The sequence below is a fragment of the Pantoea sp. DY-17 genome (genome assembly GCF_019795975.1).
In the GTDB taxonomy this organism is placed as follows: domain Bacteria; phylum Pseudomonadota; class Gammaproteobacteria; order Enterobacterales; family Enterobacteriaceae; genus Pantoea; species Pantoea leporis.
Genome location: NZ_JAIMIG010000005.1, coordinates 53921 through 66830 on the forward strand (window position 1 = coordinate 53921; position 12910 = coordinate 66830).

At 56.7% G+C, this 12910-nt stretch carries 12 protein-coding genes; all 12 read right to left on the reverse strand.

Annotated elements, in window-relative coordinates; genetic code table 11:
* Nucleotides 1-13: 13 nt before the first annotated feature.
* Genes wecG through wecA form a run of 12 tightly spaced genes read right to left on the reverse strand, consistent with a single transcriptional unit; the run spans nucleotide 14 to nucleotide 12771 of the window.
* Nucleotides 14-748, reverse strand: coding sequence for a lipopolysaccharide N-acetylmannosaminouronosyltransferase (gene wecG, locus K5Y33_RS19905; RefSeq protein ID WP_101763764.1), 735 nt, complete (start codon nucleotides 746-748; stop codon nucleotides 14-16).
* 28 nt (nucleotides 749-776) lie between these two features.
* Nucleotides 777-2120 carry an ECA oligosaccharide polymerase gene (wzyE, locus tag K5Y33_RS19910; protein ID WP_192236885.1) on the reverse strand — a complete coding sequence of 448 codons (1344 nt, stop codon included), beginning with the start codon at nucleotides 2118-2120 and terminating at the stop codon, nucleotides 777-779.
* A complete protein-coding gene (locus K5Y33_RS19915) occupies nucleotides 2117-3187 on the reverse strand; it encodes a TDP-N-acetylfucosamine:lipid II N-acetylfucosaminyltransferase (protein WP_222234957.1) in 1071 nt (356 codons plus the stop codon). Before K5Y33_RS19915 ends, wzyE begins: the two co-directional genes overlap by 4 nt.
* Complete coding sequence (gene wzxE, locus K5Y33_RS19920) at nucleotides 3184-4437, reverse strand: lipid III flippase WzxE (RefSeq protein ID WP_222234958.1); 1254 nt, start codon at nucleotides 4435-4437, stop codon at nucleotides 3184-3186. The genes K5Y33_RS19915 and wzxE overlap by 4 nt, the downstream gene beginning before the upstream one ends.
* The gene (rffA, locus tag K5Y33_RS19925) at nucleotides 4437-5567 is read right to left on the reverse strand and encodes a dTDP-4-amino-4,6-dideoxygalactose transaminase (RefSeq protein WP_222234959.1); all 1131 of its coding nucleotides are present in this window, start codon (nucleotides 5565-5567) and stop codon (nucleotides 4437-4439) included. The genes wzxE and rffA overlap by 1 nt, the downstream gene beginning before the upstream one ends.
* Entirely contained in the window at nucleotides 5564-6262 is a 699-nt protein-coding gene (gene rffC / locus K5Y33_RS19930; protein WP_101763769.1) for a dTDP-4-amino-4,6-dideoxy-D-galactose acyltransferase, read from the reverse strand. The genes rffA and rffC overlap by 4 nt, the downstream gene beginning before the upstream one ends.
* Nucleotides 6240-7121: a glucose-1-phosphate thymidylyltransferase RfbA gene (rfbA, locus tag K5Y33_RS19935; protein WP_101763770.1), complete on the reverse strand. Its 882-nt coding sequence runs from the start codon at nucleotides 7119-7121 to the stop codon at nucleotides 6240-6242. The genes rffC and rfbA overlap by 23 nt, the downstream gene beginning before the upstream one ends.
* A 22-nt stretch (nucleotides 7122-7143) precedes the next feature.
* A complete protein-coding gene (gene rfbB, locus K5Y33_RS19940; protein ID WP_222234960.1) occupies nucleotides 7144-8220 on the reverse strand; it encodes a dTDP-glucose 4,6-dehydratase in 1077 nt (358 codons plus the stop codon).
* The gene (gene wecC, locus K5Y33_RS19945; RefSeq protein WP_222234961.1) at nucleotides 8217-9476 is read right to left on the reverse strand and encodes a UDP-N-acetyl-D-mannosamine dehydrogenase; all 1260 of its coding nucleotides are present in this window, start codon (nucleotides 9474-9476) and stop codon (nucleotides 8217-8219) included. Before wecC ends, rfbB begins: the two co-directional genes overlap by 4 nt.
* 2 nt (nucleotides 9477-9478) lie before the next feature.
* The gene (gene wecB / locus K5Y33_RS19950) at nucleotides 9479-10603 is read right to left on the reverse strand and encodes a non-hydrolyzing UDP-N-acetylglucosamine 2-epimerase (RefSeq protein ID WP_008105750.1); all 1125 of its coding nucleotides are present in this window, start codon (nucleotides 10601-10603) and stop codon (nucleotides 9479-9481) included.
* Nucleotides 10604-10613: 10 nt separating this feature from the next.
* The gene (gene wzzE, locus K5Y33_RS19955) at nucleotides 10614-11663 is read right to left on the reverse strand and encodes an ECA polysaccharide chain length modulation protein (RefSeq protein ID WP_137384901.1); all 1050 of its coding nucleotides are present in this window, start codon (nucleotides 11661-11663) and stop codon (nucleotides 10614-10616) included.
* 34 nt (nucleotides 11664-11697) lie between these two features.
* On the reverse strand, nucleotides 11698-12771 hold the full coding sequence (gene wecA, locus K5Y33_RS19960; protein ID WP_101763775.1) for a UDP-N-acetylglucosamine--undecaprenyl-phosphate N-acetylglucosaminephosphotransferase: 1074 nt from the start codon (nucleotides 12769-12771) through the stop codon (nucleotides 11698-11700).
* Nucleotides 12772-12910: the final 139 nt, after the last annotated feature.

Genomic DNA, 12910 nt, shown 5'->3' on the forward strand with positions numbered 1-12910 from the left:
AAAACCAGCAATTTCAGAGGTCGCCCCGCCAATGGTAGCGTAAGTATTTCAGCAGCTTTAATTGGCGACGCAGACGCGAAGGCTGACGAATAAGGCGATAAAGCCATTCCAGTCCGGACTTTTGCCACCAAACGGGCGCGCGCTTAACGTGCCCAGTAAACACATCGTAAGTGCCACCAACGCCCATATAGAGCGCATGCGGCCAATGGGCGCGGCAATCACGCATCAACAGCTCCTGGCGCGGCGAACCTTGCGCCACCGTGACAATCTGCGCACCACTCGCGGCGATGCGGGCAAACAGCGCGTCGCGCGCTTCAGGCGCAAAGTAACCATCCTGACTGCCAACGATATTCACATTCCACTGTCGGCGCAGCTTGTCGCAGGTTTCCTGCAGCACCGCCTGACGTCCACCAATCAGAAACACCGGAATGCCGCTACGCCCTGCACTCTCCATCAGCGCTTCCCATAAATCCGCGCCTGCGATGCGGTTCACCTGCAGCTGAGGATACTTCTTACGCAGCGAACGGACGATGCTGATGCCATCCGGATATTTGAACTCAGCCTCAGCGATCAGTGCGCGTAGCTGCGCATCTTCTTCCAGCGTGAGCATTTTCTCGGCATTCATCGCCACCAGCGTGCCGCAACGCGGTTTACCCTCGGGCAGCAGAAAGCGCAGAAAGCTCGCCATATCGTTGAAGGCGTGAAGATCGACTCCGCGCAGGCTATAGCGCGGCTTATCGGTTTCCATGGTATGAATTTCCCGTTGTGCCCAAAGGTTAAGAAGGGCTGTGTAAAACCGGCTCGCTGCGCGGACGAATCAACCCCGCGCGCGCCAACAGCCAGTAAAGCAATTTAGCCGCCCACATACAGGCCGCAAAAATCAGACAAAAGAACACCACGCGCGAGCCGAAAGCATCCAGCCCTTCACGCGCCAGCACGATCATATTAAACACCGCGCCGAAGCAGAAACTCTGCAAAATCGCCCCGCTGTAACGATTGCTGGTATCGCGGCCATACAGATAAAGGTTATCGAAGCCTTTCATCAGCAGGCCGACAGCCACCGCACCGATTGGGATAAACCACACGCCGCCCATCACCACTAGCGAACCCAACAGCGTGGGCGAGATCGCCAAGCCGGAATGGTTATTCAGCACTTCCCAGGTAAAGTAGTTAGCGCTGTTAAGAATGGCTGTTGGACGTCCCGGCCACATCCAGCTGGGAATGAACACGTAGAAATCGCGCCAAATCGGTGCCAGCCCCTGAAAATCGATCTTGTCGTAGTTTTGCAGTAACAGCGCCAGATTTTCCCACGGCGAGAAGGTATCGCGCGTCAGATAAAGGAAGGTATAAAACGCTTCATCGCCCACCACGTCGAGGTTATAGCGACGCAACGCCAGCCAGAACATACCGCCAATCGCCATCACACCGGCGCCAACCAGCATCCACAGTGTGATCCAGCCGCGCGTAATGCCAATAAACAAGAACAGCGCGAACGCGATAATGATATTGGCGCGCGTGCCGCCCACCAGCGCGTAGGTCAGCAAGCCAAATGCCACCGACACCAGCAAAAACCACAGCCACTGACGCTGGGTTGGCTTGAGGAAGTAGCGAATCAGCATCGCCGGAATAAAGAAGTAGAAGAAGCGTTTAAGCGCCACGCCGGACACTTCGCTGGAGAAGATCTGGTTGTAAGCCGAAAGCCGGAACAGCAGCAGGCCGTTGTGCATAAAGAACACCGTTACCGTGCCAATCGCCACCAGCGCCAGCAGCAGACAGGTCAGATGGGTTTCAACCCGGTTCATCTGCAGCCAGGGTTTGCGCGCAGGCGCATTGGCCGGCCGCAGCCGCACCTTATAGCTAACGTAATAGATGGCATAAAAGCTGGTAGCGGCCAGCAGCGCCTGCAGCAGATATTCCGGCGGCACCACCGCCACGTTAAAGCGGAATACCAGCACGCTGGTCAGCGGGAAGCCGAAATAGAAGGTCAGTAAAAACAAAATGGTGAAGAACAGGTGGAAGTTGAAGCGCACCCGTTTAAATTCCCGCCAGGTTAGGGTCAGAATGAAACCCAGCGAACACAGATAAACCACCAGCAGACCACTAAACTGCATCAGGCTCATGTTCTCTCCCTTTCACTCAGGGTTAGCGCGTCGCGCCAGCCTGCCAGATAGCCGGGGGCAAAAAAGGCAATCGAAGAGTGATCGCACTGCGCTAATTGCCGTTGCGCTTCGGCCACGCTGGCGCTATCCAGCGCATCTTCGCTAAACAGCACCGGCAAACCTTGCTCGCTAAGATCGCGCCAGAACGGATTTTTGCGGTTCAGCACAAACGGAATATTGGCCTGAATCAGCAAGCAAAGCGTACCAATGCCTTGCTGGCGCTCGAACATAAAATAGCCGAGCTGGCAGCGGCTAAGCAATGTCAGATAGGCATCAAAGTCGATCTTGTCGCGCAGCAGCGTCACTTGCCCCGCCGGGAACAGGCGCTGTGCGGCGGCGGCAATCTCATCGATGTAAGCGTGATTGTTCTGCGGATAACCGAGCGGCACGACGATTTTCACCTGTTCACCAAACTGGGCTCGAATCGCCTCTAAACCGGCAATGTGACGATTACTGCGATCGCCGGAGTTACCGAGCAGAATAGTGAAATCGGGGCTTTCCTCTGGCGCAGGCAGCGCCACGTCCGGCATGCGCGTCGGGAAATAGAGCCGCGAGGCGGGAACGCGCGGATGACGCTGCTGGAAATGGTGCAAATCACCGCGCGTCGCAAACACGCGCGCCACGCGCCCTTGCGCCATTCTGCGCAGCAGATAAAACAGCTGATACTTAAGGCCGCGCCCTTCTTCGTAGAGATCCGCGCCCCATACGTGCCAGAACGCCTGCTGACGACGCAGTTTGCCGCTCAGCAAGGCCAACCAAATGCTGGGATTAAACTGGCCGTGAAAGAAGAAGCGCTGCGAGCGATCGGCAGCACGCGTCACCACCGCTTGCGCCAGCGCACGCTTGCTGGCAAAGGTTTCAATCTGCAATGAAGCATACGCTTGCAGCGTTTCGGGCGCGCTGGATACCACCATAAACTGACGCGGCGCAGCGCCAGGCAGCTCGGCGCTCATCACGTCATCAAAGAAGCGCAGCACCGTATGATTGTGATGCGGGATATCCGATCCCAATACGTGAAAAGTCGTCATTTTTTCCGGCAATAAATCATGAAGGCGCCACAACAAAGGGCGAAATAGAGAACGTAGGTTGCCATGTAAGCCTGCGCGGCCCCGGCGGTCCCGTGCAGCGGAATCAGCCAATGGGAAAAACCGGTCAGCAGGGCAAACTGGCTGATTTCCGTCAGAATATAGAAGCGCAGTGACGCTTTGGCGATCACCAGATATCCGAAAACATAGGCGCCGACTTTAAACACATCACCGCACAACTGCCAGATGAAAAGGTCACGCATCGCGCTGAACTGCGGCGAAAACAGCAGCCAGATAGCGACATCGCGCAGCAGCCATACGCAGAAACTGGCCGCTGCGACGGCAGGTAACACAAAGCGCAGCGCACGCCCAATCTCACGGGCGATTTGCGGTTTCTGCTCCAGCCGCGCCAGCGTGGGCAGCAGCCAGACGCTAAAGGTGGCGGTGATAAATTGCAGGTAGGCATCGGAAATACTGGTCACGCCCTGCCATAAACCGACCTGCGCCCAACCTTGCTGCTCGGCCAGCAGATTTCGCATCATCACCCACGCCACCGGCAAGGTGAATGAGGTGATCAGCGCCATCAGCGTAAACTTCGCCAGATTGCGCGCCAGGTCAGGATGCCAGCCTGGCATCAGCCAGCTCAGCGGCAGCCGATCGCGATGGCGACGTAGCATCAGCAACGCCGGAAACACCAGCAGCGCCGGCACCAGCGCCAACCCCACTAACGCACCAGCATAGCCGCCCAGCCACCAGCACAGCACATAACCCAGCACGCCGACGATACTTCCGGCAATCAGCGCCAGCGAATTGCCGCGCGCATCGCGGAAGCCCTTCAGCAACGCCAGCGTCAGATTGGCCCAGGCAATACCGAGCTGTAGAAAGGCAACAATGCGCACCACGTTGGCATATTCAGCATGACCAAACAGCGCCGTGCTGATGGGCGTTGCCGCCAGCAAAAACACCAGCGCCAGCAGCGTTGAAAAACCGAGCACAATCGCCGAAGCCGTGCCGGTCACCGCGCGCAGTTGTTGTGGCTGTTGCTGATGTTGCGCGACTAACGTAGTGACGCCGTTAAAGATGCCCGCGCCGGCCAATACGCCGAGTACAGTAATCAACTGGCGGAAGTTACCGGCTTGCCCGATCCCTTCGGGTCCGAAGCTTATCGCTAACAGTTTCACCACCAGCAGGCCAGCAACGATTTTTACCAGCGTGGAAGAAGCGGTCCAGACTGATGCTTTTGCTAATGACATCAGGCAAAGAAACTCAGCAGCGAACTGATCACCGTACGCTGGTTGTTATCCGATAAGTTGTAGAACAGCGGCAGGCGCAGCAGGCGCTCGCTTTCACGCGTGGTAAAGGCATCATCACCGTGGAAGCGGCCAAAACGTTCACCCGCTGGCGACGAGTGCAGCGGGATGTAATGGAACACCGTGAGGATTTCCGCCTCTTTCATCCAGTTGATCAGCGCCTGACGATCGTCGCTGTCGCGCAGCTTGATGTAGAACATATGTGCATTGTGGCGGCAATTTTTTGGCACTACCGGCAGCTCAATACGGCCGGCAGCAGCCAGCGGCTGCAGCGCATCGTAGTAGCGTTGCCACAAACGCAAACGCTGCTGATTAATTTGATCCGCCGCTTCCAGCTGCGCCCACAAATAGGCCGCCTGCAAATCCGCCATCAAATAGCTGGAGCCAATATCGCGCCAGGTATATTTATCTACCTGACCACGGAAAAACTGGCTGCGGTTGGTGCCTTTTTCACGAATGATCTCGGCACGATCCACCAGCTTCGCGTCATTGATCAGCGTTGCGCCGCCTTCACCGCCGGCGGTGTAATTTTTAGTTTCGTGAAAGCTAAAGCAGCCAATGTGACCAATGGTGCCGAGCGCGCGTCCTTTGTACTGCGACATCACGCCTTGCGCGGCATCCTCGATAACATAGAGTTTATGCTTCACCGCCAGCGCCATGATGCTGTCCATCTCGCAGGCCACGCCCGCGTAATGCACTGGCACGATGGCGCGGGTTTTCGGCGTGATCGCCGCTTCAATCAGCGTTTCATCGATATTTAGCGTATCGGGGCGCACATCGACAAACACAATGGTCGCGCCGCGCAGCACAAAGGCGTTGGCGGTGGAGACGAAGGTGTAGCTCGGCATGATCACTTCATCGCCAGGCTGCAGGTCAATCAGTAGCGCCGCCATCTCCAGCGACGCGGTGCAGGATGGCGTCAGCAGCACTTTTTTGCTGCCGAAATGCTGTTCCATCCACTGCTGGCAGCGGCGAGTAAAGCCGCCATCGCCGCACAGCTTGCCGCTGGCCATCGCCGACTGCATATATTCAACTTCGCTGCCGACAATCGGCGGCGCATTAAATGGGATCATGAGGCTTTCCTGTAGAACCAGTAAGCGGTGCTTTCCAGCCGCGCACCGCTGCGTAAATAGAGGCGCAACGCCGTGAGATTGCTGAGCTGGGTCGCCACGCGCAGATGCGTTAGCTGACGCACGCGGCCCCAGTCGGCGGCGGCGAGCAGCAGGCGCTGGCCGACGCCGCAACCTTGTGCGGCGGGCAATACCGCCAGCAGACCGATGCGCATGTCGCCGTCCACTTCGCGCATCGAGACGAAACCTTGCAGCGCGCCCTGCTCATCGCAGGCCACCAGACATTGATTATCAAAGGTGCCGCGCACCGCATTTTCAATCCACTGCGCGTAGAAACGTCCGCTGTCCGCCGCAGCAAACCACGGCGCGCGGAAGCGACTTTGGCTAAACGCCTGCGCAGCCGCTTCACGCAGTGCCGGGATTTGTGCTTCCCGCGCAATGCGCACGCCAACTTGCCGCTCGGTATGTTTGATGCTGAGGGAAAGGTCAGCTTCGCCTTCCACTAACTGAAAACCATGCTGGCTCAGCGCATCGATGGCATCAACGCGTTCAGCGGGCACCTTCACTTGCCACAGCGCATACGGCTGCTGAAGGGCCTCGGCCAGCGTCAAATCGCCATCCAGCGATAAGCGCGCGCTGTTCTGACCGAAGAACTCATTTTCCCACGTAAGGGAATCAATATTGACGCGGACGGGCATTGTGAACATCCAGCAGATACTGGCCGTAGCCGGTTTTGGTTAGCGCCTGAGCCGCGGCTAAAAGCTGGGCATCGCTCAGCCAGCCGTTACGCCATGCAATCTCTTCCAGGCAGGCAATTTTAAAGCCCTGCCGTTTTTCCACCGTCTGCACAAACATACTCGCCTCAATCAGGCTGTCGTGCGTGCCGGTATCCAGCCAGGCAAATCCGCGCCCTAGCAACTCCACCGCAAGCTCGCCCTGATCGAGATACATTTGGTTGATGGCGGTGATTTCCAGCTCACCGCGCTCGGAAGGTTTCACCTGTTTGGCGAACTCCACCACGCGATTATCGTAAAAATAGAGGCCGGTGACCGCCCAGCGCGATTTCGGCTGCTGCGGTTTTTCCTCAATGGAGAGCGCGTTAAAGTCGTCATCAAACTCCACCACGCCAAAACGCTCCGGATCCATCACCTGATAAGCAAAGACGGTCGCGCCGCTGCTGCGCGCGGCCACTTTCTTCAGCTTGGGGCTGAAACCCTGGCCGAAATAGAGATTGTCGCCCAGCACCAGACAACAGTGATCGTCACCAATAAAACTCTCGCCAATGATAAATGCCTGCGCCAGCCCATCAGGACGGGGTTGTTCTGCATAGGTTAGCTGAATCCCAAATTCACTGCCGTCGCCCAGTAAACGTTCAAAATGGGCGCGATCTTCTGGCGTGGTGATGATCAAAATTTCGCGAATCCCTGCCAGCATCAGTACCGACAGCGGATAGTAAATCATGGGTTTGTCATATACCGGCAACAGCTGTTTCGAGATGGCGCGGGTAATCGGATGCAAACGCGTGCCCGAACCTCCGGCTAAAATAATGCCTTTCATCGCTGCTCCTTCTGAAGTGCGTTTAACGCGGCGTGGCTAATCCCAGACGCCCACCGCGATAGCTGCCGTTAAGAATTGCCTGCCACCATTGCGGGTTTGCCAGATACCAGTGCACGGTTTTACGAATGCCGCTCTCAAAGGTTTCCTGCGGCGTCCAACCCAGCTCACGCTCAATTTTACTGGCGTCGATGGCGTAGCGCTGGTCGTGGCCGGGACGATCGCTAACAAAGGTAATCAGGTCACGGTAGCGGCTCAGGTGCGGTGCACGCTGCTGCGGCGCCAACTCATCCAGCAGATCGCACAGCGTTTCCACCACTTCAAGATTACGTCGCTCGTTATGACCACCAATATTGTAGGTTTCCCCTACTTTGCCGCTGCTCACCACGCTATACAGTGCCCGCGCGTGATCCTCTACATATAACCAGTCGCGTATCTGGCTGCCGTTGCCATACACTGGTAGCGGTTTGCCCGCCAGCGCATTAATGATGGTGAGTGGGATCAGCTTCTCCGGGAAATGATACGGTCCGTAATTGTTGGAGCAGTTAGTGATGATGACCGGCAAACCGTAGGTGCGCAGCCAGGCGCGCACCAGATGATCGCTGCTGGCTTTGGTCGCCGAATAGGGGCTGCTCGGCGCATACGGCGTGGTTTCGGTAAAGAAGTCGTCGCTACCGTGCAGGTCACCAAACACTTCATCAGTGGAGATATGGTGCAGAATGAAGCCTTTTTTGCGTTCATCTGCCATGCCATTCCAGTAATGACGCGCCGCTTCCAGCAGCTGATAGGTGCCGACAATATTGGTTTCGACGAAGGCGATAGGTCCATCGATCGAGCGGTCAACATGACTTTCTGCCGCCAGATGCATAATGCAATCCGGTTGATAGTGTGCCATGACGCGATCCAGCTCAGCGCGATGGCAAATATCCACCTGTTCGAAGGCGAAACGTGCATTCTGTTGCACCGGCGCCAGCGACGCCAGATTGCCGGCATAGCTTAGCTTATCGACCACCACCACGCGGTGTTCAGTGTTTTCAAGCAGAAAACGTACCAGCGCAGAACCGATAAATCCTGCCCCGCCGGTCACCAGAAACTGTTTCATCGCCAAACGCCTTTGGTATCAACAATCCACGGCTGGACAATCTGGGCCGCATCAATCGCGCGGAACTGTGCGTGATCAACCAACATCACCAGAATATCCGCCTGCTGCAGCGCTACGTCCGTGGCAACCAGCGTGGCTTCGTGCGCCAGACGTTGCGGAATGTCTTCCACATGCGGTTCAACCACCCAGGTTGCGCCGCTGTGCCACTCGGCAATCCGATGGGCGACGCTCATCGCCGGACTTTCGCGCAGATCGTCAATATTCGGTTTGAAGGCCAGACCAAAGCAGGCAATGGTGACATCACTGGCGCCTTTTCCGCTGGCGGTGAGGCACTCTGCTACCGCCTGCTTTACCTGATCCAGCACCCAGCCCGGTTTGGCATCATTCACTTCACGTGCGGTGCGAATCAGTCGCGCCTGTTCTGGATTCTGCGCCACGATAAACCACGGATCGACGGCGATACAGTGCCCGCCGACGCCCGGTCCGGGTTGCAGGATGTTGACGCGCGGATGGCGATTCGCCAGCGCTATCAGCTCCCACACGTTGATGCCCTGCTCGGCGCAAATCAGCGACAGCTCATTGGCAAAGGCGATATTCACATCGCGGAAGCTGTTTTCTGTCAATTTGCACATCTCGGCGGTACGCGCATTGGTTTCCACACACGCGCCGCGCAGGAAAATGCGGTACAGCTCGCTGGCGCGTGCGGAACAGGCTGGCGTCATGCCACCAATGACGCGATCGTTTTCCAGCAGTTCAACCATCACTTTGCCGGGCAACACGCGCTCCGGGCAGTAAGCGATAAACACATCGCACGCATCACCGTGCTGCGGGAAACGCAAATCGGGACGCGCCGCCGCCAGCCATTCCGCCATTTGCTCGGTGGCGCCCACCGGCGACGTCGATTCGAGGATCACCAGATCGCCCGCTTTTAACACGGGTGCAATCGACAGCGCCGCGGCCTGCACATAGCTGAGATCCGGCTGATGGTCGCCGATAAACGGCGTGGGCACGGCGATCAGGAATGCATCGGCGGCTTCGGCCTGTGTAGTCGCACGTAGATGACCGGCACGCACGGCTTCGCGCACCACATCACCCAACTCGGGTTCCACGATATGGATATCGCCACGATTGATGGTTTCAACGGCGCGGACATTAATATCCACCCCAACGACTTTCTTTCCCTTTGAGGCAAAAACGGCTGCCGTTGGCAGCCCAATGTAGCCCAGTCCGATAACGGAAATGGTTTCAAAACGCATGGTTACACTCTGTGTTGTTTTAGGGCCTGCAAGATGCGCGCGCAGGCATGGCCATCGCCATACGGATTGTGCGCGCGACTCATTGCCTGCCAGGCTTCATCGTCCTGCAACAGCAGGCTGACTTCAGCGACAATTTTACTGATATCGGTGCCGACCAGTTTCACCGTGCCTGCGTCCACCGCTTCCGGACGCTCGGTGGTATCGCGCATCACCAGCACCGGTTTGCCTAATGACGGCGCTTCTTCCTGAATGCCACCGGAGTCGGTGAGAATCAGCCATGAGCGATTCATCAGCCAGACAAACGGCAGATACTCTTGCGGCTCAATCAGGATGATATTCTCGATGCCGCTGAGAATGCGGTTAACCGGCTCGCTGACGTTGGGATTGAGGTGCACGGGATAGACAATTTGCACCTGCGGATGCTGGCGCGCGATTTGCGCCAGCGCACTGCAAATGCGTTCAAAGCCGTCGCCAAAACTTTCGCGGCGATGACCCGTAACCAGAATGAGTTTTTTGTCAGCGTCGAGGAACGGATAGCGCGCGGCGAGGCGGGCATTGAGATCGGCATCGTCCAGCACGCGATCACGCACCCACAGCAACGCATCAATCACCGTGTTGCCGGTCACGAAAATGCGCGCATCTGGCAGATTCTCGCGCAGCAAATTTTGTCGCGAATTTTGCGTGGGCGTGAAGTGATAACTGGCGAGATGGCCGGTGAGCGTGCGATTGGCCTCTTCCGGCCACGGCGACATCAGGTTGCCGGTACGCAATCCCGCTTCTACGTGACCCACCGGAATCTGGTGATAAAACGCCGCCAGGCTGGCCGCAAACGTGGTGGTGGTATCGCCGTGCACTAACACCACATCCGGCTGGAAATCGGCGAGTACGGTTTTCATGCCCTGCAGAATGCGGCTGGTGATCTCCGTCAGCCCTTGCTCCGGGCGCATGATATTCAGATCATAATCAGGCTGCAGCTGGAACAAACGCAGCACCTGGTCGAGCATTTCACGATGTTGTGCGGTGACGCATAGGCGTGACTCGAACGCAGCATCCTGCGCCAGCGCCTGCACCAGCGGAGCCATTTTGATCGCTTCAGGACGCGTGCCAAATACCGTCAGAACTTTCACGTGGCTTCTCTTAATGGCTCGTTGCTAACGTTGAACGCGGACGACGCACCAGCGCCACTCCCGCACCGACCAGCGCGCCAATCACGCCCCACATGATCATCATAAACAGGCGGCGCGGACTATCGCGCGACACCGGCTCTTCCGGGGTGCGCAAATAGCGGTAAGTCTGAAATTGTTTATCCAGACGCGGACCGGCCTGCAGCGTACTCAGCATCGCTTTGTTTTGATCATAGCTTAAATCGTAAGCAGGCCCGCTGGCTTGCAAGGTGTCGAGTTGCGCCTGCAGCATTTGCTGACCCAGCAGGAAACGATCGCTGTCTGGCAGCGCTTCGCCGGTTGCCGGCGCGCGGTTCTCTTTAATCCCCTGCTCGCTCGCCACTTTCAGCGCCTGCTCGATGCGCTGACGTTGACGTTCAAATACCGCCTGCGCCACTTCCTGCTGGCGGTTAACCTGCGACGCCAGCTGCACGCTGCGCGCCTGCCAGGCGCCTTTCAGCTCCGCATTAAGATGACGCGCCGCACGCTCGCTGGCGTAGGCAATATATTGACGCAGCAGATTGTTAGCATCGCTGGCGGTTTCGGCCACCAGCTTAATGTTATCTAAGATATTGCGCGCCGGGTCGGCAGCGGTGAACTGAATGTTGGTGATCAGGTCGTCGAGCAGCGCCGCATCGTTGTGCGCGTTACCGCTTTTGCGGCTTTTGAAGTATTCGGTCTGCTGCCAGAAATCACGGCGCGTATCCCATGATGCCAGCTGCATGGTGAACTCCTGATAAACCTCATCCATCACGGTCGGCGCTGGCGAACTGAGATTGAGCGTATTGGTGCGCACATCCAGATTATTGAGGAATTGCTGCTGTACGAAGAAATCACCCAGCATATTGACCGTTGGACGATCGGTCACCGCCGTGGTGCTCCACGCCTGCTTCATTAACATCGATGCTAACCAGGCGACCAGCGCAAACAGCAGCGCCAGACCGATAATCCAGCGTTTACCACGCCAGAGTGTGCAGCCAAGGCCACGTATATCCAGTTCGTTCTCCACAACGACAGAGGTCATAACAAAATCCTTATCAGGGTACTTTCTGGGTAATTTATTTTTTATCTTCGCTGCTTTGCCAGCGACGTTTAATGCGACGGATTTTGCGCGCCACGCGCCATGCGTGTTTCAGGCAATAGCCATAAAGGAGGAATGCCATCATGAACAGCACCAGCATCACCCATTCCGGGATGAAAGCCAGATACTCGCCGAGCACACCAATACCCGCCAGAAGCGCGGCGGCGACGGTAATCAGCAGGAACGCCTGACGTGACGTGAATCCGGCGCGCATAATTAAATGGTGGATGTGCTGGCGGTCAGCGGAAAACGGGCTCATGCCTTTGCGCAAACGGCGATACATAATCGCCACCATATCCATCAGCGGAATCGCGATCAGCCACAGCGCGGTGACGGGCGTGATCGGATGGCTCAGGCCTTGGGTGGTTTCCAGCAGAATCCAGATGATGGTGAAACCGATCATGGTGCTGCCGGCATCGCCCATAAACACTTTGTAGCGACGGCCAATCAAGCCGAGATTAAGCAGGATATAAGGAATAGTGGCGGCGATCATCGCGAAGCACCACATGGCGAGGCTGGTCTGGCCGTCGAAATAGAGAATGATGCCGATGGCGGCGAAAGTGACGCTGGAGAGGCCGCCAAGCAGGCCATCAATCCCATCCACCATATTGAACGCATTGATGGCGGCCCATACGGCGAATAGCGTCAATACGTAGCCAAACGGACCGACAATTAACTCAACCGGCCCGATAATAAAGCCCAGACTGAGCAAATAGAGTTTGGCGCCGACCATCATCACGATGGCAACCGCCGCCTGCACCAGCGCACGAATTTTAACGCTGATATCGAAGCGATCGTCCAGTGCGCCAACCAGCACCAATACGCCCGCGCAACTCAGATACAGCATCGCGTGCGGCAAATAATAATTTGAGATGGCAAAAGCGAAGCAGATTCCCGCGTACACGGAAATGCCGCCAACTAACGGAATGGCGCCATGGTGCCTTTTTCTGGAGTTTGGTGTGTCCACAAGCCCAATTTTTTTAGCTGCTTTGCGAGCAAAAAACAGGAACACTAAAGTAAAAAGAAAAACTAAACCAAGCTCAGTACTCATAGTGAGTAAATTCACGTTAATGCTCTCAGCTAAAATCGTGGACAACAATATGCAAAACACCCGCCATTGCCGTATATCCCTATTCCGAATTCTGCTACAGAAAAGTCTGATTGCTGAAAAAACAAACGAATCTCTGTCA